At 39.7% G+C, this 24,027-nt stretch carries 19 protein-coding genes and 1 pseudogene; 9 read left to right on the top strand and 11 right to left on the bottom strand.

Annotated elements, in window-relative coordinates; all coding sequences use genetic code 11:
• Positions 1 to 401: 401 nt before the first annotated feature.
• Complete coding sequence (locus tag HY841_14935; GenBank protein ID MBI4932050.1) at positions 402 to 785, bottom strand: hypothetical protein; 384 nt, start codon at positions 783 to 785, stop codon at positions 402 to 404.
• Positions 786 to 1,032: 247 nt separating this feature from the next.
• On the opposite strand from HY841_14935, the gene HY841_14930 reads away from it, so the two are divergent.
• From HY841_14930 to HY841_14915, 4 genes are all read left to right on the top strand, one after another.
• On the top strand, positions 1,033 to 1,716 hold the full coding sequence (locus HY841_14930) for a hypothetical protein (protein MBI4932049.1): 684 nt from the start codon (positions 1,033 to 1,035) through the stop codon (positions 1,714 to 1,716).
• Positions 1,717 to 1,938: 222 nt separating this feature from the next.
• Positions 1,939 to 3,453, top strand: coding sequence for a T9SS type A sorting domain-containing protein (locus HY841_14925; protein ID MBI4932048.1), 1,515 nt, complete (start codon positions 1,939 to 1,941; stop codon positions 3,451 to 3,453).
• A 69-nt stretch (positions 3,454 to 3,522) separates the two neighbouring features.
• On the top strand, positions 3,523 to 4,440 hold the full coding sequence (locus tag HY841_14920; GenBank protein ID MBI4932047.1) for a T9SS type A sorting domain-containing protein: 918 nt from the start codon (positions 3,523 to 3,525) through the stop codon (positions 4,438 to 4,440).
• Positions 4,441 to 4,446: 6 nt separating this feature from the next.
• Positions 4,447 to 5,973 carry a T9SS type A sorting domain-containing protein gene (locus HY841_14915; protein MBI4932046.1) on the top strand — a complete coding sequence of 509 codons (1,527 nt, stop codon included), beginning with the start codon at positions 4,447 to 4,449 and terminating at the stop codon, positions 5,971 to 5,973.
• 193 nt (positions 5,974 to 6,166) lie between these two features.
• Here the strand turns inward: HY841_14915 and HY841_14910 are convergent, their stop codons facing one another.
• Both HY841_14910 and HY841_14905 read right to left on the bottom strand, forming a co-directional pair.
• Positions 6,167 to 6,520 carry a DoxX family protein gene (locus HY841_14910; GenBank protein ID MBI4932045.1) on the bottom strand — a complete coding sequence of 118 codons (354 nt, stop codon included), beginning with the start codon at positions 6,518 to 6,520 and terminating at the stop codon, positions 6,167 to 6,169.
• Positions 6,517 to 7,701: a methyltransferase domain-containing protein gene (locus HY841_14905; protein MBI4932044.1), complete on the bottom strand. Its 1,185-nt coding sequence runs from the start codon at positions 7,699 to 7,701 to the stop codon at positions 6,517 to 6,519. Before HY841_14905 ends, HY841_14910 begins: the two co-directional genes overlap by 4 nt.
• Before the next feature lie 48 nt (positions 7,702 to 7,749).
• Here HY841_14905 and asnB point away from each other — a divergent pair.
• The 5 genes and pseudogenes from asnB (at position 7,750) to rfbC (ending at position 14,716) form a co-directional block, all read left to right on the top strand.
• Positions 7,750 to 9,620 (top strand): annotated as a pseudogene (gene asnB / locus HY841_14900) (asparagine synthase (glutamine-hydrolyzing)).
• Positions 9,613 to 10,767 carry a glycosyltransferase gene (locus tag HY841_14895; GenBank protein ID MBI4932043.1) on the top strand — a complete coding sequence of 385 codons (1,155 nt, stop codon included), beginning with the start codon at positions 9,613 to 9,615 and terminating at the stop codon, positions 10,765 to 10,767. The pseudogene asnB and the gene HY841_14895 overlap by 8 nt, the downstream one beginning before the upstream one ends.
• 49 nt (positions 10,768 to 10,816) lie before the next feature.
• Complete coding sequence (locus tag HY841_14890) at positions 10,817 to 11,590, top strand: polysaccharide biosynthesis/export family protein (protein MBI4932042.1); 774 nt, start codon at positions 10,817 to 10,819, stop codon at positions 11,588 to 11,590.
• Between the two features lie 15 nt (positions 11,591 to 11,605).
• Entirely contained in the window at positions 11,606 to 14,062 is a 2,457-nt protein-coding gene (locus tag HY841_14885) for a polysaccharide biosynthesis tyrosine autokinase (GenBank protein MBI4932041.1), read from the top strand.
• Positions 14,063 to 14,173: 111 nt separating this feature from the next.
• Positions 14,174 to 14,716: a dTDP-4-dehydrorhamnose 3,5-epimerase gene (gene rfbC / locus HY841_14880; GenBank protein MBI4932040.1), complete on the top strand. Its 543-nt coding sequence runs from the start codon at positions 14,174 to 14,176 to the stop codon at positions 14,714 to 14,716.
• 3 nt (positions 14,717 to 14,719) lie between these two features.
• Here the strand turns inward: rfbC and HY841_14875 are convergent, their stop codons facing one another.
• From HY841_14875 to HY841_14840, 8 genes are all read right to left on the bottom strand, one after another.
• On the bottom strand, positions 14,720 to 15,148 hold the full coding sequence (locus HY841_14875) for a hypothetical protein (protein ID MBI4932039.1): 429 nt from the start codon (positions 15,146 to 15,148) through the stop codon (positions 14,720 to 14,722).
• A 79-nt stretch (positions 15,149 to 15,227) separates the two neighbouring features.
• Positions 15,228 to 15,614 (bottom strand): hypothetical protein, encoded by a 387-nt coding sequence (locus HY841_14870; GenBank protein ID MBI4932038.1) that lies wholly within the window; start codon positions 15,612 to 15,614, stop codon positions 15,228 to 15,230.
• Between the two features lie 142 nt (positions 15,615 to 15,756).
• A complete protein-coding gene (locus tag HY841_14865) occupies positions 15,757 to 17,916 on the bottom strand; it encodes an SPOR domain-containing protein (GenBank protein MBI4932037.1) in 2,160 nt (719 codons plus the stop codon).
• Between the two features lie 69 nt (positions 17,917 to 17,985).
• On the bottom strand, positions 17,986 to 19,284 hold the full coding sequence (locus tag HY841_14860; protein MBI4932036.1) for a hypothetical protein: 1,299 nt from the start codon (positions 19,282 to 19,284) through the stop codon (positions 17,986 to 17,988).
• Positions 19,285 to 19,622: 338 nt separating this feature from the next.
• On the bottom strand, positions 19,623 to 20,477 hold the full coding sequence (locus HY841_14855) for a T9SS type A sorting domain-containing protein (protein ID MBI4932035.1): 855 nt from the start codon (positions 20,475 to 20,477) through the stop codon (positions 19,623 to 19,625).
• Between the two features lie 95 nt (positions 20,478 to 20,572).
• Positions 20,573 to 21,004: a T9SS type A sorting domain-containing protein gene (locus tag HY841_14850; protein ID MBI4932034.1), complete on the bottom strand. Its 432-nt coding sequence runs from the start codon at positions 21,002 to 21,004 to the stop codon at positions 20,573 to 20,575.
• 108 nt (positions 21,005 to 21,112) lie between these two features.
• Positions 21,113 to 22,324: a T9SS type A sorting domain-containing protein gene (locus HY841_14845; protein ID MBI4932033.1), complete on the bottom strand. Its 1,212-nt coding sequence runs from the start codon at positions 22,322 to 22,324 to the stop codon at positions 21,113 to 21,115.
• Positions 22,325 to 22,393: 69 nt separating this feature from the next.
• On the bottom strand, positions 22,394 to 24,027 hold a 1,634-nt coding region (locus tag HY841_14840), incomplete at its 5' end, for a tail fiber domain-containing protein (protein MBI4932032.1).

The raw sequence follows: 24,027 nt of genomic DNA, 5'->3' as shown, positions 1-24,027 counted from the left end.
TCTTGTCCGCTCTGTTTGCTCTAAGGCAAGAAATTAAATTGGTCTTGCAAGGGCAAAAATAGAAAAGTTTTAAATAGTGAAATAGTATATAAAAATCTTCAAAAAAAATTTGGAGATAACACAGAATCTGTCTAACGATGCACTGTCTTTTGTCCCGAAGGGATGCCTTCGGCATTGTTTGGGCGTTTTTGCTAACTCATTATATCCGTAACAAAGGTACGCATAACCCGGAATTCTCCGCAGCTAACCGCAACGGTCAATATTCTTTATCCGTTTATTTTTCTTTCCATCAGTTCATCCGCTGTGGCGGAGTGTTCTGTTTGGAATTAATAGCAGCATATCATAAACTAAGTTCCATTCATTATAAACTAAACTCCTTTCATCACTCCCTAAGGAGTTCTTCAGGCAAAGGCAACCCCATTCATCAGAAATATTACCACATTTACCACAAACAGGACTCCATTTATCACAAACACAACTGCTTTTATCATAAATCCAACTGGAACTGTAACAAATCTAACTGGAATTAAAGTAAATCCAATTAGAACTATAATAAATCCAATTGGAACTGTAGTAAATCCAACTGGAACTATGACAAATCCAATTGGAACTGTAGTAAATCCAACTTGAACTGTAATAAATCTAATTGGAACTGTAGTAAATCCAATTAGAACTATAATAAATCCAACTGGAATTATGATAAATCCAACTGGAACTATAATAAATCCAACTGTATTTATAATAAATATAGCTTCATTGATTGAAAAAATGATTAAACTTGCCATCAAACAAAGCAACAACCAACTGTTAACCTCTAAAAGGTATAAGGATAGGACTTACGCAATTTTGTATTTCTCTGTGAAACTCTTAAAACTCTGTGTTCTCTGTGTTAAAATTTTCAACACAGAGTTCACGGAGAAACACAGAGTTTCACAGAGTGAGTAAGTCCTAAAGAAATAAGGAAATAAGGTATAAGGAAATACACCCTATACCCTATACTCTATACCTCTATACCCGTAAACCAATAACCTTATGAAAAAAGCAAAGGTAAAACGCAATTTTATCAAGATACCGGTTTCAAATAAAATACTATTCGGCAGAGATAGGGTGGTGGATATGACGGGCAATGCAAATTTTCTCACGCCCATTCCCTCGCTTGCAACCGTTACTACAGTAACCAACAATCTGGAAACAAAACATCTTGCCTCTGAGGGAGGAGGTCCGGCACAAACCGTAGCCCGCGATGCGGCAGAAGAGGTATGGAACAGCACCCTGCGCAAGTTAGCCGATTATGTAGATGGCATTGCCGATGGCGACACGGTGAAAATTACCAGCGCTGGTTTTCATACCACAAAAACCGAAGCCAGCCCCAGGCATGTGCCTGCACAACCCACAGGTCAGAAATTCATTCACACTGACGAAAGCGGTGCGGTTATCTTTACCTGCAATGCGGTGCCTTCTTCCGAAACCTATGTGGCGGTTTTATCTCCCGATTTCGCAGCGCTGAAAATTTCTACCATTAAAACACAATTGATGTTTCGGTTTCATTCCGCAGAAAACACACCCGATGTTCTGCTGACGATTGATGTGAGCAGCCAGCGCAAAAAAATAATACGCGGGCTTGAAAGCGGAAAACGCATCTATGGAAAAATATATTGCACCAACAGCGCAGGCAGAGGAATCGACAGCGATGTGATTTCTGTTATGGTGGGGTAAGAATTACAAATAGTGCGTTGTTTTGCATTCGCAGGGCGAAATACTTTACCTTTGTCTTACTAACTCACCTTACGCAAAATGTTCAATATTCAATGTTCAATTCTCAATTCTCAAGTAAAAAAAACATTGCAATTCATTGAACATTGAACATTGCGTATTGAATATTGAATATTTTTTTTAAAAATGACTTGTGCTAACATCAGTTACTAAATAATTTTCACTATGAAAAAACAAATCATCAAGAATGTACAAAGTACAAAGTACGATGTACAAAGGAACAACCGAACATTAGAACATTTGAATAACGAAGTCAGAATTTATACTTCGCTGTTCTCAATTCGTTTGTTCAAATGTTCGTTATTCATTCTCTTCCTTCTCCCTTTAGGGGAGGGGCTTTCTTTCGCCCAATACACCAAGCTCCTCGATTTTGCCGGCACTTCCAACGGAAGCAATCCGCATAGCTCTCTTATTTCTGACGGCACTTTTCTCTACGGAATGACCAGCACAGGCGGCACAAATAATTTAGGAACCATCTTTAAAATAAAATTCGATGGAACAGGGTTTTCCAAACTCCTTGATTTCGCAGGCGCTTCAAACGGAGCCGGTCCGTATGACTCTTTTATTTCTGACGGAACTTTTCTCTATGGAATGACCCGCGCGGGCGGCACCAATGATATTGGAACCATCTTTAAAATAAAACCCGATGGAACAGGGTATTCTAAACTGCATGATTTCGGAAGCGGTTCAGACGGATTCACTCCAAATGGCTCTCTTCTCTCCCTCGGCACTTTTCTCTATGGAATGACATCGCAGGGCGGCACAAATGGTATTGGAACCATCTTTAAAATAAAACCCGATGGAAGCGGATATCTTAAACTGCTCGATTTTAATAATACAAACGGAAGCAATCCATACGGCTCTTTTATTACTGACGGAACTATTCTTTATGGAATGACAAAAGGCGGAGGCACCAATGGTTTGGGAACCATCTTTAAAATAATGCCCGATGGAACCGGATATACCGACCTGTTTGATTTCTCCGGCACTGCTTCTGGAAGCAATCCCCGCGGCTCTCTTGTTTCTGACGGAACTTTTTTCTATGGAATGACCGAGCAAGGCGGCACAGGCAGTATTGGAGTTGCCTTTAAAATAAAGACCGATGGAACCGGATATCTTAAACTGTTTGATTGCGCTGGTCTTGCAAACGGAAGATATCCTGCCGGCTCTCTTGTTTATGACGGAACTTATATTTATGGAATGGCACATGAAGGAGGCTCAAACAATCTGGGGCTGATCTATAAAATAAAAACCGATGGAACAGGGTATTACAAATTATTGGATTTCGCAGGCGCTTCAAACGGAAGCTATCCATACGGCTCTTTTATTTCTGACGGAACTTTTCTCTACGGAATGACCGATCAGGGCGGCACAAACGGTAAGGGAACAATATTTAAAATAGGGCTTACTTCCGGCATAGCCGAGAACAATGCGGCAATTGATATTACTGTTTATCCAAATCCCACAAACGGAAAGATAAATGTGACAAGTAGCCAATTTGAAAATTTGAAAATGCAAGGTATTGAAATCTATAATGTGATGGGAGAAAATGTCTATTCAGAAAAAATCCTAAATCCCAAATCCTTAATCCTTAATTTGGATATGCCAAGCGGAGTTTATTTTCTACATTTGAAAACCGAACGTGGAACCGCAACACAAAAACTAATCATCAATAAATAAACCCCGTAGGATAAACCCGTTGAACTACGAGTGAAAAATAAAAACCAATATCCAACGGGGTAATACACAATGAAAAAACTTTACATACTTCCGCTTATTGCTGTGATGGCAGCATTATCTGCCGCTGCACAGCCAACCTTTGATTTTGAAAACTGGACCGGTAATGATCCAACCGGATGGGTTACCATAAACCCGCTTATGATTTTAGGAAATCCGCAGGGTGTGTTTCAGGCAACCGGTGTGGATGCCCACAGCGGAACCTATGCCATGAAAATTGTTACTGTTACTCTTACAAACAATCCTTATCCAACTGTTCTTCATAACCCCGCAGCAGGCGCTTTTACCGGTCTCCTCCAGCAAGTCCCATTCGCACTGATTAAGGGATTCCCTTTTACCAGCCGCCCAACAGGAGTTTCATTTTGGTATAAATACGCTCCCGTTGGCGGAGATTCCGCGGCATGGTTTGTAACGCTTTCTCATTGGAACGGCATAACACGCGATACCATTGCCATTGGTTATACCATTATTAATGCTCCCGCCAGTTCTTACACGCAAGGGCAGTTTAACTTATTATATAATCCGAATTTTCCTACAACAACGCCTGATACATTAGACATAGACATTAATGCAACCTGCTATACCACGCTTACCTGCGGCATCCCCAACAGCACGTTGTATGTAGATGATATTTTCCTGCAGGGATTGACCGCAGTAAATGAAAATGATATAAGCAGCGGCATTTCACTTTATCCAAATCCCACAAACGGAAAGTTTGAAGTGAGAAGCGAGAAGTCAGAAGTGAGAAGCATTGAAATCTACAATGTACTGGGAGAAAATGTCTATTCAGAAAAAATCCTAAATCCCAAATCCTTAAACCTTAATTTGGATATGCCAAGCGGCATTTATTTTCTGCGGGTCTCCGTCCCTTCTGGGCAACTCAAAACCGAGCAAGGAACTGCAATAAAAAAACTAGTCATACAGAAATAATTTATAATGCAATCAAAAACTAAAAGCCCCCTCCTGACCTCCCCCGTTAGGGGAGGAATTATTTTTCTCATCATGTTCTTTCTTTACTCCCTCCCTAATGGGGAGGGTTGGGGTGGGGCTTCTTTTTGTTCCGCCCAAATATCTGGCGGAGGATTACATTCCCTTTCCATTTGCAACGATTCCACCGTAAGGTCTTGGGGTTATAACAACGATGGTCAATTAGGTATTGGAGATACTATTGATAAATCAACTGCACAACAAGTGCACGGAGTAGGAAATGTGGGATTTCTCACAGGCATCACCGCGCTTGCCACAGGCGGGAATCCATTGGAAGGAATCAGCCACTCTCTTGCCCTGAAATATAACGGCACCGTTTGGGCGTGGGGAAGAAACAACCATGGACAATTAGGAGATGGTGATACAATCCGCAGTTGGACTCCTCTGCAGGTGCACGGATTCGGAAATGTTGGTTTCCTCACTGGCATCACCACTATTGCCGGAGGAGGATATCATACGCTTGCCATAAAAAATGACAGCACTGTTTGGGCTTGGGGAAGAAACAACCATGGTCAGTTAGGCGTGGGTGATACCAACACCAGTTTCACTCCTGTTCAGGTGAATCTGCTTACGGGAATCACCGCCATTGCAGGGGGATGGGGAAATTCTCTTGCTTTGAAAAATGACAGCACGGTATGGGCTTGGGGACAGAACTATTTAGGTCAATTAGGTCTTGGAGATACTACCGACAGGCATACTCCTGTTCAAATAAGCTCACTCACCGGCATCACCGCCATTTCAGCAGGAGGAGGTCATTGCCTTGCCATCAAAAATGACAGCACAGCATGGGCTTGGGGATATAATTCTTTCGGACAATTAGGCGATAGCACAAACACAGACAGGCATACTCCTGTTCAGGTGCTTGGGCTCACATCTGTCATTGCTGTTTCAGTAGGAGCCGGTCATTCTCTCGCTCTGAAAAATGACGGCACCGTTTGGGCTTGGGGTTTCAATCAATTAGGTCAATTAGGCGACAGCACAACAACCCTTAATAAAAATTATCCTCAGCAGGTAAATATTCTCACAGGCATCAGCGTCATTTCAGCAGGAGGAGGTCATTCTGTTGCGTTGAAAAATGACAGCACGGTATGGGCATGGGGATATAACGCCCAAGGTCAATTAGGTGATGGAACAACCATCCAAAGCGCTGCTCCGGTGCAGGTGATTGGGCTTTGTCCGGTGTCAAATGCAGTAAATGAAATTGCAGAGCCAATATCTGTTTCTGTTTTTCCTAATCCATCCAGCGGAGTTTTCACGGTTTCTGGTTTACAGTCTGCAGTTTACGGTTTAGAAATATACAATGTATTTGGAGAACTTGTTTTTCAAACAACAGTAAACCCCGTAGGAAATAATTCCAACGGGGTAAACCGTAAACAGGAAACTGTAAACCTTTCTTCTCAGCCCAATGGAATTTATTTTCTACACATCAAAACAGAGCAGGGGAGTGCTGTAAAGAAAATAATTATTAGTCATTAGTCACTCACCTTACGCAAAATGTTCAATATTCAACCTGCCTGCGCAGGCAGGTATTCAATGTTCCATTCTCAATGTTTGATTATGAGTAGCAATTTGAACATTGAAAATTGAGCATTGATTGTTGAAACCCGTAGGATAATATCCAACGGGTTGAACATTTTTTGCAAACCAGCATCTGCGTAACATGAGTTAGTCATTTCGTATAACTCCACGCCCACCAGATTAAAAGAATTTGAAGCGGCAATCGCGCAATGGCAATCCATAAGTATGGATTATTTTTATTCCAGAAGTTAATCATCATCTGAATATTTGCCGGAAAGATAGCAACCAATAAAGCAATGATGAGCCAGGCGCCCATGTGCCTTGTGTATTCAGGAATCAGGAGCAAGCCAAAAACAATTTCACAAACTCCGCTGATATAAATTAATGCAAAGTGACAGGGCAGCCAGGAGGGCATTATTTTTTTGTACATCATGGGGTTAACAAAATGATTAGCTCCCGCCACCACATAAGCCAACGCCATCAGTAAAAGGAAAAATAGTTTCATTTCTTTTTTATTCTCGCTATAAAAAATCCGTCAAACCCTTCGCTGGGAAAAATGGTTTTTTGTTCAACAAGTTCAAATGCTCCGTTTTGTTCAAGAATAAATTTTTCTATCTGCTTTTCATTTTCAGAAGGAAGAATGGAGCAAGTGGAATAAACCATCATTCCGCCTTTCTTCAGCATCAGAGAATAATCATGCAGGATTTTCTGTTGAAGAATTTTTACTTTCTCAATAAATTCCAGGCTCAGTTTCCATTTAGCATCAGGATTTCTTCTTAAAACCCCGAGCCCAGAGCAGGGAACATCCAGCAATAATCTGTCAGCAGAATTTTCCATGCGCTTAATCGCTTTCGAGGAATCAATAATCCGTGTTTCAATATTTGAACAACCTGCTCTTCGTGCCCGCTTTTTCAGTTCGTCTAATTTCCATTGCTCGGTGTCAAGCGCAATCACTTTTCCTTTGTTGTGCATAAGGGCAGAAATGTGAAGCGTTTTTCCTCCCGCGCCTGCGCAGGCATCAATCACGCGCATGCCATCTTTCAAATCGAGAAATGGCGCAACTAATTGCGATGACGCATCCTGCACTTCAAACATTCCTTCTTTGAATGATGGTGATGTGAAAACGTTTTTTCTTTTTGAGAGAACCAAAGCCCCCTCCCATCCTCCCCCATCAGGAGAGGGGTTTTCAGGCGTATGAGTTTCTATTTCCTCTGCGGATAATTTTTTCTGAAGTTCTTCTCTTGATATCTTCAACGTGTTCGTTCGCAGAACCACTTTTGCCTGTTCGTTCAATGCGTGAATTTCTTTTTCCCATTTCACTTCTCCGAGTTCGGCAATGCATAATTCATCCATCCAATCAGGAATGCTTTCTCTGGTTTTACGAATAGATTGGATGGATCTTATTTTTTCTTCTATAGAATCAGAATCAGAAAAACCTTTCCATTCACAGTAGGTGCCGAAAATACTTTCTAACTTCCTTTCTTTTTCAGGAGTTATTTCGTGCAACAAGCGATACCATCTTACAATATCATAAGTAGTTTCAGCAATGAATCTTCTGTCGCGTCCGCCCCATTTTGGATTTGATTTCAGAACACGTTCAATCACCTTGTCGGCATATTTGTTCTCTTCAAATATTTCGTGAAGCGACCGAAGAATAGCATCAACAATGTTCTGATGAAGTTTCATATCTGCAATATTACTGCAATCTTCCAAATCAATTAACTTTGAAGAATTATGTGTGGGATTGCTGGTATAATCGCGTTTTCAGAAGAAGGTAAAAAGTTTCTTTCAAAAACAAATTCAGCTATTGCGTCTTTGAGTAAGCGAGGACCTGACGGAGAGGGAACTTTTTTTCACAATAAAATTGCGATGGGTCATCGCAGGTTGAAAATAATTGATACCAGTGATAATGCTTCACAGCCCATGACTGACGCAAGCGGGAGGTTCACGGTTGTATTCAATGGTGAGATTTTTAACTTTCGCGAACTGAAGAAAGATTTGCTTGCGAAAGGAATCAGGTTCAAAAGTGAAAGCGATACGGAAGTTTTGCTTAACCTTTTTATTCTTGAAAAAGAAAAATGCCTGAAAAAACTTGACGGAGAATTTGCCTTTGCAGTTCATGATATAGAAGAGGATAGTTTGTTTTTAGCACGAGACAGGTTTGGCATAAAACCGCTTTATTATTTTCTGGACAAAGACAAATTTATTTTTGCTTCGGAGATGAAAGCAATTATTGCTTACGGAATTCAGAAAGAGATGGATGAAGCATCTCTTCAAATGTATTTGCACCTCAATTATATTCCTTCTCCGAATACTATTTTGAAATCAGTGAATAAGTTCCCGTCTGGCAGTTTTGCGAAAGTTATTAGTTCTGAATTCAGAACCCAGATGTATTATGAATTAAACATGCATTCTTCTGTCCGAAACCTGCAAAGTGATGTAGCGGAACAAGAGATGTACAAACTACTTGACAATTCCGTTCAGCATAGGTTAATAGCAGATGTTCCTCTTGGCGCTTTTCTCAGCGGAGGGCTTGATTCTTCCATCATTTGCGCGCTGGCTTCTCATCACACAAAACACTTGAAAACTTTTTCTATAGGATATAAAGACGAAAGGTATTTCGATGAAACACATTACGCAAAACTTGTAGCGAAAAAATTAAAAACGGAGCACACCGTGTTTTCCCTTACGAATAACGATTTGTTTGCGAATCTCCATTCAGTGCTCGATTACATGGATGAGCCGTTTGCGGATTCTTCTGCTCTTGCGGTTCATATTTTATCAATGCATACCCGAAAACATGTGAAGGTGGCTCTTTCGGGCGATGGCGCTGATGAATTGTTTGGTGGTTACAACAAACACAATGCGGAATTGATGATAAGAAAAAGCGTTATCAGAAAAAGTATTGTCAAATCATCAAAACATTTATTAAAAGCTCTTCCTAAGTCAAGAAATACAAAACTTGGAAACATTTCAAGGCAGCTTCATAAGTTCAGTGAAGGAATTTCTCTTTCTGAAAAAGAGCGTTACTGGCGATGGTCCGGGTTTGCAGATGATAAGGAAATAGAAAAATTATTCTCTTCCGGTTATGCAAATTATCATGAAAGAAAAAAAGAAATCCTTCGTCTTGTAAATAAAGATTTCAATTCTGTTTTGATGACAGATGTAAAACTGGTTCTGGAAAATGATATGCTTGTGAAAACGGACAGAATGAGCATGGCAAATTCCTTAGAAGTTCGCGTTCCGTTTCTGGATCACAAAATTGTTGATTTTGCTTTTTCGCTGCCTGCTGAATACAAAATTGACAGAAACAGCAGAAAGAAAATTCTGAAAGATGCTTTTAGAAAAGAATTACCTGAAGAAATTTTATCAAGAAGTAAACAAGGATTTGAAGTTCCTCTTTTAAAATGGTTTCAAACCGAATTAAGATCAATCATCACGGATGATTTGTTGTGTGAAAAATTTGTACAAGATCAGGGCATTTTCAATTATATAGAAATAAAAAAATGTTGAAGCAGCTTTTCTCAAATAATCCTGACGATTCAGTTGCGCGCGTTTGGGGACTGATTGTATTTCAATACTGGTGGAAAAAACATTATGCCTAAAGTTTTACGCATAGTCAATCGTTTTAATCTTGGAGGACCAACCTACAATGCAGCTTATCTGACGAAATATCTGTCGCCAGAATTTGAGACACTTTTGATTGGTGGAATGAAAGATGATTCGGAGGAAAGTTCTGAATTCATTTTAAAAAACCTTGAATTGGAATATCAAATTATTCCTGAGATGAAACGAAGCATTAATCCGTTTAATGATTTTTCTGCTTATAATAAAATTAAAAAAATCATACGGTATTTCAAGCCGGATATTGTTCATACACATGCAGCAAAAGCGGGAGCACTGGGAAGAAAAGCGGCATTTGCATGCAATGTTCCGATAACAGTACATACTTTTCATGGGCATGTTTTTCATTCTTACTTCGGAAGTTTGAAAACTTCTGTTTATAAAACCATTGAACGTAATCTTGCGAAAAAAACCAACGCCATTATTGCTATCAGTCAAAAACAGAAATCGGAATTAGTTGAAGAACATAAAATTGTTTCAGAGGAAAAAGTTCATGTGATTCCTCTCGGCTTTGATTTGCAGAGGTTTAATGATAATTCAGTGAGTAAAAGAAAATTATTCCGAGAAAAATACAATCTCAGTGAAGATGTTATTTCAATTGGGATTGTTGGAAGATTAGTTCCTGTAAAAAATCATATGCTGTTTCTTGAAGCCGTAAAGTTTGTAGAGGAAAATTCGAAACAAAAAATAAAAGCATTTATTATTGGTGATGGCGAGGAGCGCCAAAAACTCAAATCAACAGTAAATGAACTTAGACTCAATGAGATTGTAGTATTCACATCGTGGGAAAAGGAAGTGCATAAAATTTATCCGGGACTGGATATCGTATGCCTTACTTCATTCAATGAGGGAACACCTGTCAGTTTGATAGAAGCGCAGGCAGCAAACAAAGCGATTGTAACTACAAATGCCGGTGGAATAGAAGATGCAGTCATCCCGAATAAGACTGCTCTCATTTCAGAGGTTGCCGATAAAAGGAATTTTTACAATAATCTTCTTGAAATGGTTGAAAATGATTCTATGCGCCATGAATTTGGTAAAAATGGATGGCTCTTTGTAAAGGAAAAGTTTGGATTATTACGTCTTACAACTGAAGTTAAAAATTTGTATCACACACTTTTGAAATAACTCATTTCCCTAATTTTAATAACTTTACGGATTCTGAAATCATATTAATATGAGACGTATTTATTTTCTCTTTGTGTTTGCAGTTTTTGCTTCCATCTTATTCCATGGATGCAGGACTTTAAATCCGAGTGTGATGTTAAAAACGGGAAAGAATTATAAATATTCTACGTTTGCAACCGAACCACCCTCCTTATATAAAATATCAACGAATGATGTATTGAATTTTAATATTTATTCTAATGACGGGTTCAAATTGATTGATGTTACTGCTGCCGATGGTTCTGCTCAGAGTAGATCATCCTCTACAAGCATGTCTTATAAAGTTGAGTTTGATGGAACAATAAAATTCCCTCTTCTTGGACGCACTGCACTTAAGGGAATGACAGTAAGGGAAGCGGAGCAGTTTCTTGAAGATAAATATTCAGCTTTTTATAATAAACCTTTTGTTTTGCTTGAAGTTTCAAACAGAAGAGTAATAATTTTTCCCGGAAGTGAGGGCACTGCAAAAGTGGTTGGATTAACGAATGAGAACACCACTCTTTTGGAAGCATTGGCTCAGGCGGGAGGGATTTCACAGTCAGGGAAAGCATATAAAATAAAACTTATTCGAGGGGACTTAAAAAATCCGGACGTATATCTTATTGACTTGTCAACAATAGATGGCATGAAACAAGCCAATCTCATTCTTCAGGCAAATGATATTATTTATGTTGAGCCCAATCTTCGCTTAAGCAAAGGTATCATGAGTGAAATTTTACCTTACTTAACTTTTGTTACAACTATAATTATTTTTGTTGAATTTATTTCCAGAACAACCAAATAATTTTCAGCAGGATTCATGTTAGCAGATCAATTCAGTAAAAGTTCAGATTCATTTTCTCAATATAAGGAAAGAGTTTCGAGTCTCAGCAGCGATTTTGAACTAGGGCTTTTCTTTTTCCTGATTCGAAAAAATTTATTCTGGATATTTTTGTTCTTTACCATATCGTTTGCCTGCGCTTATTTATATTTAAGATACACGCCCCAGGTTTTTCAATCCAAAACCATTTTGCAGATTAATTCGGAAAACGAAGCCAGCAAAATTCTTAATGTTCAGAATATTAACGAAGAGGGGCAGAATGGCATCGCCAAGTCACTTGAATTTCTGCGTTCAAAAGTTTTTTTTGTTAGAGCGCTCTCCTCACTTCCTCTTAAAACAACATACTTTGCAGAGGGTACATTCCGCAAAAATGAACATTATAATAACAGTTCTTATTCCGCTGAAGCCACTATAAAACATAATGTGATATATGGTCAGCGCGTTTACATCCATTTTGACAATAAAAATAACGGAGAAATTAATTACAATACAGAAGGAAAAGACCATTCATACAAATTTTTAGTTGGAAACTGGTTAAGCACACCAGAGATGGATATAAAAATCATTGTTTCAGATTTTTCTCAGATAGAAAGCCAGCAAAGCGCAGTAAAAGAAAACACACTTTATTTTGTAATAAATAATTTTGATATGCTTGCAGACGAATATTTTTCAAGATTAAATGTTCGGGTGATAAGCGAAGCTGCCAAAACAATAGAAATATCTTTTCAGGATAACAACGCTGTTAAAACTGCCGATGTAGTTACTGCCATGGCAGATCAATTCATTGATTATGATGTGGAGAAAAAAGGAGAGAGCGCTCAAAAAATTCTTTCCTTTCTTGATGAACAACTGAGTATTGTTTATGATCGCCTCAAAAATGCTGAAACATTAATTTACACATTTAAAAAAGATAATAAAGTGAGCGATACAAAAAATATGGCTGAAGTAGGCACAGCGCGTTTGAATACAATGGAAGATGAACTGATTGGTTTAGAACTGAAAGAAAATGTGTTAGCGGAGATAGAAAAAAGTATTGATGAAAAGAAAGATATTGATTCATACCATTTTATTTCTTTATTGTCTGGTGTTGATTTTGAGTCTACCCTCACTGCTCAAATTGCCTCGCTTCAAAATCTGCTTAAAGAAAAAGAAGAACTTCTTTATGAGGTAACTCCGACAAGCGAAAAAATCAAATCAAAAGAATTTCAGATTGGAGTGCAGAAAAAATTGTTGCTGGAAAGCATTCGGTCAATTAAAGAAAAGCTCGCTGTGAGAAGAGAAAATTTAGATAAGAAAGTGAAAGAACTTGAAGCACAGTTTTACAGCATGCCATCTGAAGAAGTGGAGTATTCCCGACTTCAGCGCCTATTCAGCATCAATGAAAAATTTTATAACCTGTTGCTTGAGAAGAAAACGGAGTATTCCATTTCACAGGCAGGAAATGTTTCCAAGCATATTGTTCTTGATAAGGCAATAACGCCCACCATTCCTATATCTCCTCAAAAAACAATGGTATTGATTGCAGCCATCCTATCCGCGCTGCTGATTTCATTGCTTCTCATTTTTGCCCGCTATATTACTCACAATGAAATTAATTCGGTCAATGACATAAATAAACTTACCAACGCAGCCATTTCAGTGCTTGGAATAGTTCCAAAATATAAAAAAGACATTCCTGTTTCTCAACTGCTGGTAGATAAAAATCCAAAATCGCTTATTGCAGAAGCATTCCGCTCTATCCGGACTAACTTGCAATTTATTTCTAATGATCCCGGACCAAAAACGGCAGCTGTAACATCCACCATATCAGGAGAAGGAAAAACATTTGTTGCCATTAATCTGGCAGGCATCATCGCCTACTCCGGCAAAAAAGTTATAGTAATTGATTTAGACATGCGCAAACCAAAAATCCATCTTGGCTTTGGCGCTGAGAATACAAAGGGGATGAGCACCATGCTTATTGGCAGGGATGCGCTTGATGATTGCATTCAGCATAGTTCGTTTGAAAATCTTGATTTCATCACAGCCGGACCCATTCCTCCCAATCCCTCCGAACTCATCATCAGCAAAAAGATGGATGAAATGATTGCTTACTTAAAAACAAAATATGATTTTATTGTGTTGGATACTCCCCCTGTTGGACTTGTAACAGATGGAGTAGCCGTCATTCAAAAAGTGGATTACCCCCTGTATATTTTCAGGTCAGAATATTCAAAGAGAAACTTTATTCAGAATCTTGACCGGCTCTATAATGAAAATCACATAAAGAAAATATCAGCCATTCTTAACGGAGTTGATATTGATAGAAAATCATACGGCTATAATTATGGTTATGGTCATGGATACGGATACGGCTACGGTCAGGGTTACGGATATTACGAAGACCGTGCTGGCAAGCAAATGAAAAAATCATTCTTCAAAAGATTTGTCTCCTGATTATACTATGATTACACAGATTTTTAAAAAGATTACACAGATGGAACAGCACAAAAATAATCTTTGTAATCTCTCTTGCTTTTCTATAATCAGTGTAATCTCATTATAAATATGCAGGTTATTACCACTCCGCTCAGCGGCTTGTTTGTGATTCAGCCAAAGGTATTTGAAGACCCCCGTGGGTATTTTTTTGAATCGTATAATAAAAATATTTTTGCCAAACACGGAATAGCCGAAGAATTTGTTCAGGATAACGAATCGCTTTCTCAAAAAGGAGTTTTGCGGGGATTGCATTTTCAGAATCCCCCTTATGCTCAGGCAAAATTAGTGCGCGTGATTGCAGGAGCAGTGCTGGATGTGGCGGTTGATATCCGGAAAAAATCTCCCACGTATGGCAAACATTTTTCACTTACTCTTTCCGCTTCCAACAAAACCATGCTGTATCTTCCTGTTGGATTTGCTCATGGCTTTTCGGTGTTGGAAGACAACACCATTTTCTCCTACAAATGTTCTGGCACGTATAACAAGCAGTCAGAAGATGCAATTCTCTGGTGCGATAATGATTTAGCGATTGACTGGGGAATAAAAAACCCCATCTTTTCTGAAAAAGACGGGGCTGCAAAAAGGTTTAAGGATTTTGAAAGTAAATTCTGAAAACTATTTTGGAGCGGGCGTAACCGTTTCTTGCTTGGGCTGTTCAGGAGTTGTAGCAGTGCCGGTTGCTTCCCTGTTTGTTTTTCTTTTATCTTTTCCTCCAACACCCTCGTCACTCACTGCAAGATTGCCCGTAGAACTGCCGGTGCTGCCAGAAGAAGGAGCGGTCTTTTCAATTAAGTTCTCTTTCGCTTTGTCAATCGGATTTTCAATGATTACTTTTTTATTATCCTTTGGCTTATTAGGAGTTCCTTCATCACTCACGGCAAGATTCGATTGAGTGCCGGTGCTTTTTTTCTTTTGTGAAGTGGTGTCTTGCGTTGTTAAAGCGTTTGTAACCTGCTTTAACGCATTCAGCCCGTTTATCTGGCTGAAGCTCAATAACGGAAGAGAGAAGAGAAGTAAAAATCCTGCTGTGAATTGTGGTCTCATTTTATAAACAGTATTAGTAAAAAAAAGGCAATCGGTAATCAGTTATCGGCTTACTGATTACCGGTCACCGATAACTGATTTACTTAGGAGAAACCCCCGAACTGTTTGGAGTTTTCTTTTCGGTAGTTGGAGTGGTGCCTGCAGTTTTTTTGTTTGACTTATCAGCAGGAACGCCCGGATCGCTTACAGCAATTTTGTTGTCAACCGCAGGAGTAGGTGAAGGCGACTCTTTGCTGTCAGTTGCTTTTTTTGTTTCTGTAGTGGTGCCCGTAGATTTTGGCGCAGGCGCTGTTTGCGTGCTCTGCTGAGGGTTCTGCGTGCCTGCCCCGTTGACAGTGGGGTTCTGCATCTTCATGGCAGGCGCTGTCATGGGCAGGGGCTGCGGAGTAGTGGGTGATGTTTGAGTTTGTGCGCCTGCTGCTGAAAAAAGAAGCGCTGCTGAAATGAGTGTGAGTAATGTTTTCATTGTATTTGGATTTAGGTTTTTTGTTTTAAGATTTGAGTAGTGAATACAAAAGTAATGCCATTTTTTTGAATGTGGAAGTTTTTTTCAGAATCTTTTCAATCAGACGTTAGGAAAGAGAGAAAAGTTACAGAAAATGAGTGGATTATTTCAACAGTTCTACCGCTTCCTGTACGGTAATCATTTCATCTTTAAAGAAAGCAACCATAAAGGCATCAGGTATTCCGTATTTTGAGTTCATCTCATCTCTGAACTTTTTCGCTTCTTCATAGCTATTAAACTTGCCGGCAAGGTATTGAGTAACCCCGCTTCGTTTCTTTTTCTTTTCAAGCCCCGGCACTTTATTCATCTTCTGCAGGATGTCTGCCGGAGGTTCGTTTACAAATGCTCCCACCTGAACGCGGAAGAACACCAGGTTTTTATCAATGGCGCTTTTGGGTGTTTTGGGTTCTTCCATGTTTTCATTCTTCGGTTGAAAGATGCCACCGCTCACAGAAGAAAGCGGAACACGCTTGTTGTCTTTGTACGCCACCACAAAAGCGCTGTTAAATCCTTTCTTCACCAATTCCTCCCGTAGTTTAAGGGCATCCTGAATAGTGTTTGATGACCCGCTCAGGTATTTATACAAGCCGTCTTCTGTTTTCAGTTCAACGGTTTGCCCCGCATTTTTAAACACAGAGGAAGAAAGTTTTTTGGAGTAAGCGCCTAACTGCACGCGGAACACAACTCCTTTCATCTCGACAGGCGGTGTTATCTTTGTTCCATCGCCTTTGAATCCGGCAAGCACATCGGCAGTGGGTTCTGAAAGAGAGCCGTCTTTGTTAAGCACCATTATTTTTGCATTGGGGAAACCGGCATCAATCATATCGCTCTTTCTTTTTTCGGCATCTGATGTTTTGTTGTAAGAACCTGCAATGTAGGAAGTGGATGAATCGGGCTGAACGGTGTTTCTCACATCGGGCACGTTAAGGAGTTTTCCCATTTCTGTTGGAGGCACTCCTTCTTTGTAGTTGCCGAGAAGTATGACAAGTTCTCTTCGGTAAACAATGGTGGCATCGCGTTTCTTTGTCCAATCCCCTGCGGCAATAGCGGGAGGATTGATGATGGTATCGGTATAAGCATATAGACCGGTGGTATCGCTCCACACGCGCCAGTTGCGCGCAATGGTGGAATCATTCATTGCCACTCCGTTATCATCTACGAAAGCGCCAGGGGGAGAGTTCACTTCTTTATCCATGTAATCAGGGAAACGGTCTCCATCGCTGTCAATGGGGCAGCCCTTTGCATCCACGCCAACACCGGGCGGAGTTCCCTGGCAGGAATCTTTAAAATCAATTACGCCATCGCCATCGGTATCTTCATTGGCAATGGCAAGATACTCCGCATCGGTGAGAGGGGAGATGTAAGGCGGTTTCGGATTGAATAAATCAAAAGATAAAGTAAAATAAGTTTCCAGAAAATTATCTTTCTTGCTGTCTCCTTTTCCTGCGCCTTTGTTATCGGGTGTGATTCCGTCAATGTAATCAGTGAAGGAGAAGTGCATAGTGGCTCCGAGTTTGAAATTCCATCGCGGAGCAAGGTGAAGATTAACACCCGCGCCAAAGGGAACGGCAAACGAGTGTTCAGAATATTTTCCAAACAAGGAGTTGTTCCATTTCCGCACATCTGTTTCATACGTATAGTCGCGCGAAAGCGCAATGGCATTGAACTGGGCATTCGGAGCACTCTCATCCATGTTCATTAAAGAACCATCGCTCCAGTAGTGATATTGATTGCCTGAGGCATCAAACAAATCTGCTTTCGTCAGGTATTCAAAATATTCAAATCCGGTAACAATGAACGGGTCAATTCTTCTTTTCTTAGGAAGAAAGTTATCAAAGTTATAGGTGATATTAATTCCTCCGGAACGGATGCGCGACTCGAAGTTTGAAAAGCGGGGTCCGCGTTCATTGCCTGCCAGCGTGCCAAACAGGGCGCGCGCGCTAAGCATCAGCGACCTTGTTATATATTCTGATACCGAAAGGTGATACGCCATACGGCTGAGAGAAGGAGCTATGTTAAATTTATCACTCACATCTCCATAAAAAGTAAGAATGCCCGGCCCGATTCCAATAGTGGGCTGCATCAGTTTCGTATTTACAAATTCCGAAGAATCTAAAATCACTTTATCATTAGGAGGAAACGGAGGGGGATAGGGATAGTATGGCTTTGGCGCAGCAGTAGTATCCTGGGCATGGCAGATGGCAGATGGCAGATGGCAGATGGCAAAAAGAACACCAAGCAGGAGAAAGTATTTTCGCTTCATCGCATCAAAGATAATAACTTAGAGTTTACAGTTTACGGTTGTTGAACTGTAAACTCTAAACCATAAACCTTATCGTATCCATTGCTGATTGGAAACCATCAGGGCTTCCTGCACAGTAATTCTTTTTCCGTTATTATAGGCAGTAACAAACGGATTCTCCACGCCTTTTGAACGAACGCTTTCGCGGTAATCGCGCGCCTCTTTATACATGCTGTATTTTCCTACAATGTATTTTCTCCATCCTTCATGAAATTCCATATTCACTTTGTTGCTGATTGCATATTTGTTTTGAAAGTAGGAAGTGGATCTGTCCATTTTAGAGAGCGCGCATATCTGAATTTTGTAAGCCACTTTGCTGTCAGGCACAGGAACATTGGTCAGCGTGGTTTCAGGCGGAGTTACTGAAGTGGTGTTGGTGCCTGCCACCCAGGTGCTTTTTGCCTGCACTATAATAGCGGTGGAAGGTATATCGGCTTTCTTTGGGTCATCATTTTCTACATACGAGAAGGAGCCCATGATAGCCATGGGACCGGAAACATTATCTGCCACCGCAACGCGGTAAGAAACTTTTATGTCTTCATCCGCAGGAAGATTATCCCAGATGATTTTCACTTTCTGATCCTGAAAAGAAAAAGTTCCGCCTTTGTTGTCAAGTGAAATGGCTGTCAATCCTGCAGGCAGTGTTTCCTGAACGCGGGCAAATCCTTTCATTCCATCCTTATGCACATTGAGTTCAACCGTAAATTCCATTCCGCCTTCGGGGCTTCCAACAATGGTTCTGCTTGCGGTGACCGATGCAGAAACTTTTGTTTCAGCCGAAGTGGCAGTGGTTTCAGGTTCTGTAGTGGTAGTTGCGGTAGTTTCGGGCAGAGTAGTGGTGGTGGCAGTGGTTTCAGGTTCAGTAGTTGTGGTGGTGGTCGCCATTGTTTCGTTAACTACCTGTATGCTTTGCGGAGGCAGTTCAAAGGTTTGCTTTTCGTTGTCGAGCACATAAGAAAATTTTCCTCCAAGGTCAACATTTCCGTTTGGAGCTGTTGCATCAACCGTTACCTTATAGGATACGGTGAACTCCTGGTCGGCAGGAAGAGAAATCCATGTGAACTTTATTACATTGTCTTCAGGCAGGTATTTGAATTCCGAACTTTTTGCTTCCACCACAGTTGCGTTGCCAAAACCGGCAGGAAGCACTTGCTTCATGTGACCGACTCCGGCAATGGATCCTTTATTAATGGTAAGCGAGATGGTAATTTCATCGCCCGGCTTCACTTTAGATGGAGCATCCATTTTCACCATTACATCAGGAGAAAAAAATAAGCGCACCACAAGGAGCGCCAGCATGTTCATCAGAATAATAATGTATTTAATCATGTCGTATTTTTTAGGTTTATAGTTTACAGTTTATGGTTTACTGTTCAACAACCGTAAAACCAAAGACCATAAACCGAAAACTTTTTTTAAGTGTTGCAAGCAAAACTATTTCAAAATGAAGCTGATAAAAAATGCCGGGTTTTCAACTTTCAAACACGCTCTTGTTAATAACGATGCTTGATGAAATCAGATTTTCATAGGAGAAATGGAGATGGAAAAGTAATCGGTAAGCAGTAATCAGAACGGCAAGGGCTATGCGTTTTGATTTGGCGGGAACTCGAAAATAAAAAAAAGGCGAGAACATTTCCCGCCTTTCACTTAACATTTTTGAATATAACCTATTTCACCACCACCATTTTCTTACTCCCCACCGCGCCTTTACTGGTAGTGAGTTGATAAAAGTAAGTGCCCGCAGGCAGTTGTTTGTTATCAAGTATTATATCACTAAAAGTATCATCTACTTTGTAGCGTTTTACCTCTGCGCCATGCGTGTTGTATAAAATTATTTCTCCTTGTTTTTCTCCTTTGGGCAAGGCATATTGCAATGTTACTGCTCCATTGCTGGGGTTTGGGTATAAGTTGCTTAAAGCCCCGCCCTGCGCCTGCATTAGTTGCGCGTTGCCTTCTTGTATTGCATTGCTTAAGGTACCGGGCAAACTATAAACATATGCATTACCATCAGTACTTGCCCCGCCACTCAAAATCATAAATGTACCAGCACTGGTATTGTAAATTGGCAATTGGGTTTGCGGAGCACTGGCATTTAGACGCGCACCTTGATTATTTGCAGTGAACAATATGCTACCGTCTTCATTAACAACCTGAGTTACCTCTACTATTGGATTACCGCCATTATCAATATATAGAAATTCAATTTCATCATCAAGGTCAAATAAATGTTGAGATATGTAATTAATCCATTGATTATTATAGATTGAATCCATGTCTGTTGCATTGGCAAAAGATATTGTTTTCCATAGCGTGTGATTCAAATTATAGAATCTAAGTAATTTATCAGCCTTGTCAGCAAATACAAATTTATCGCCATCAACTTCAAGCTTTACAATATATAATTGCTGCCAGCATTTAGGAACACCATAATATCCAGCAGAATCATAGGTATGCACTAATGTTATTTGCGCCTTTGCTATAAATGCAACAAAAGTGAATGCAATTAATAAACAGTATTTCATAGTAAAGTATTTTAAGTTATTAAAGATAAAGATAAAAATAAAAGCCCATTCTATTTTTTATAGATGGGCTTTTTAATAACAGGTTGCAGATTTAATTATTCTTTCACCATTTTTTTAGCATACATTGTTTTGCCATCAACAACAATATAGTAAGTATACATTCCAGTAGTCAAATCCTGCGCAAAAACATTTATTTGTCCTTTTCCTTTCTCTCTAATCGGCACTTCTTTGATTATTTCTCCGCCCATGTCTGTAAACATGATTGCAGCAGTTTTAAAATCTGTTTTGATTTCGTAAGTAATTGTTGTCTGGTCATGAAATGGATTCGGAGAATTTTGGTCGAGAACTATTTTCTTGTTAGTAAGCGTTATGTCTGTTTCAATGGTATTATTTCCGCTTCCACTTGTATTCTCAATACGCTGACCACTTTTAGCATTAACCATTACAAATAAAGTATCAATCAATTTTTGCTGTTCTTGAACTGCTTTTATCAATGGAACGACAAATTCTGTGTAGCGTAAACCCATAACTTTACTGTTTTTATCTATACCGCTGAAATCATACCCTACTATTTGAGCAGCAGAATCTACTTCCTGTGCAATAAATCCTGAACGAATAATATTTGTAGATGGAAACTACTGCACCACCAACTTTCCTTCTGCAATAGTTTTATTTTCAGAAATGATTTGATAAAGATAAACTCCGCTTTGCAGATTCTCTCTTTTGATTACAACTTGCTTGCCTAAAAAGTTTTCACTTCTCATTTCCCTACCAGCGCAATCAAACAATTTTATTCTTTCATATTTAAAATTAGTTGCTGAGTTTATTTTTATTGTGGTTTGGTTTATAAATGGATTCGGCAATACCTCCGTTAAAACTTTAACATCGTGTTCATTCATCCCCGCTCCGCTTGTTGTATCAGTATATTCCCAAAGGTCATTAAGGTAATTTGGATTTGGGTTAAACCAAAAACCAAAACCAACATATCCTTTATTATTGATAGAAAAGCCAGACACTCCAATTCGTTCGATAGCGGGTAAATTTGAAATTTGTGTCCATGAATCATTTGATGGGTCATATCTCCAAAAATCATTATTATAAGCACTACCTAACCCTGTACCCGTGTAACCATAATTTCCAATAACAAAAAATGCTCTATCAATATCCCTTCTTTTTCCTCCTGGAAAATTAGTTTTATTAGACCACGTATCGTTAGTTGTATCATATTCCCAAAAATCATCTAGCAAATTTGCATTTGCAGAATCATAACCCGTGCCAACGAATCCTTTTGCTCCTATTGATAAACCAATTGCAAAACTTCTTGGACCCGGAATGCTTGTTTTTTGTATCCATGAATTATTAGTTGGATTATATTCCCAAAAATCATTATGATTATACTGAGGGCTGCCTCCTGATCCAGTACCAATATATCCATTATTGCCAATTGAAAATCCTACGGCAGCGGTTCTGCTATCTGCGGGTAAATTTGCCTTCTGTGTCCACGAATCGGTTAAAGGGTCATATTCCCAAAAATCATTTGTAAAATTTCCTGTTCCCACATACCCTTTTGAACCAATGGCAAATGATACTGCCTGCCATCTCGCAATGCCGATAAAGTTTGCTTTTTGTGTCCAACTATTATTTACTGCATCATATTCCCAAAAATCATTTGTAAAATTTCCACTTACATCTTCACCACCACCAACATATCCTTTATTTCCGATTGAAAAAGAAAAAGCGTCTCCTCTTGCTGTGCCTGTAAAACTTGCTTTTTGTGTCCACGTCTGTGCAAAGGTGGTTATAAAAAATAAAATAGAAAAAAAAATACTAATAATCTTTTTTTTCATCTTTCAAAAGTATAAAAGAAAAGATGGATACAAGATAATTGCCCCACCTTTTTTTCTTGTTTATTTTTTTTATTTACTTTTTATCATTTTTTTTGTGTCTATCACTTTTCCATCTACTACAAGAGAATATATATAATTACCGTTCGGCAAACTCTGTGTGTCAACAGCAACAGTACCATAACCGGATACAAGTTTCATTTTGTTTATTATCCTGCCCAGCATATCTGTGAAAATAATTTCAGCATTTGAAACAGATGCAGGAAGGTAATAATCAATCTCCGCTTTTCCATTATTTGGATTAGGTCGGGCTTCGCTCATGGAGATTTCGTCAGGCAATGTCAGTTTTATTTCTAACGTTGTATCGCCTTTGCCTTCATGTTGATTGATTCTTTGCCCTGATGGTTTTACTGCTTTCAAACTATCAACAGCAGCCCTTAAAGTATCTATCATTTTTTGTTGCTCTTGAACAGCTTTTACGAGGGGAATAACGAATTGTGCATACACTAAACTATAATTGTCGTTAGTGTCTTTGGGAGCATTAACAGCATCAAATGTAAAGCCACAATCCTTTGCCGCTTGTTCTACTTCCTGAGCAATAAATCCAGTATGTACGCTACTTATAGATGGTGCAGAAGATGGCTGAGTGTGTATCGGATTGCCTAAACTATCTTTTTCCTGTAGTACGTTCTTCATTAGAAATGCATCTAGTTTATTCATATCTATTTGGTAAATGACAGGTCGAAGTTTTTTAATAAACTCCAAACCTTTTACTTCTTCTTTTACATTAGTTTTAAATCTTCCGTCTGAAAGATTGCTCCATCCAACATAACCGCCAATTACACCGCCAGTCGCAAGATTGGAATGTCCGATTACAATTTTTTTGCTGGCATTAGTTATTGCCCCGTACCCAAAAGCCGCGCAGTTGTGCAGGTTAGCTGCATTCGCATCCGCGCCATAGCCCACAAAGGTGTTGCTGTCTCCGCTCATTATTGTATAGCCCGCCAGCTCGCCAATGGCGGTGTTGTAGCTTCCGCTGGTGTCTTTATATCCTGCCTGATAGCCGAAAAAAGAATTGCTGTTGTAAACATGCGTAGCGCCTGTTCCGCTCCCATAACCGGCTTGATAACCTACAACGGTGTTGGCAGCTCCTGTTGTTTGTTTGTATCCCGCACCATTGCCTGCGTAAACATTACCCCATCCGCTGGTATTGTTAATTCCCGCCTGCATTCCTGCAAATGTATTTCTAGAGCCGGTTGTGTTGTTGTAACCTGCCTGATAGCCCAACGCGGCATTATAATGTCCATCAACAGCGTTGCCACCACTGGCGTTGGAAGGGTTATTTGTATAAAGCGCATAATCACCCACTGCAACATTGAAAGTATTAAATGCGGTTGTGTTGCTACCGTAGTTGCTTTGAGTATATAATGCCTGATAGCCAACAGCTACGTTGCGCTGCGGATATTTATTATTATAACCCGCACTCCTTCCAATAAACGTATTGGGAGTTGCTGAAAGATTGTTGTATCCGCTGCTGACTCCGTAAAACACATTATCGGAGGCGGTGTTTTTATAACCTGAACCATCTCCTGCAAACGTGTTGCTGCTTGCAGTGGTGGTTGAATAGCCGGCCAGATTGCCAAGAAAAGTATTTGTTGAGCCGCTTGAAACATTATACCCCGCACGGTAGCCCACAAATGTTCCAT

The organism is Bacteroidota bacterium, assembly GCA_016213405.1.
GTDB lineage: Bacteria > Bacteroidota > Bacteroidia > Palsa-948 > Palsa-948 > Palsa-948.
This window is presented reverse-complemented; position numbering and strand designations above follow the sequence as displayed.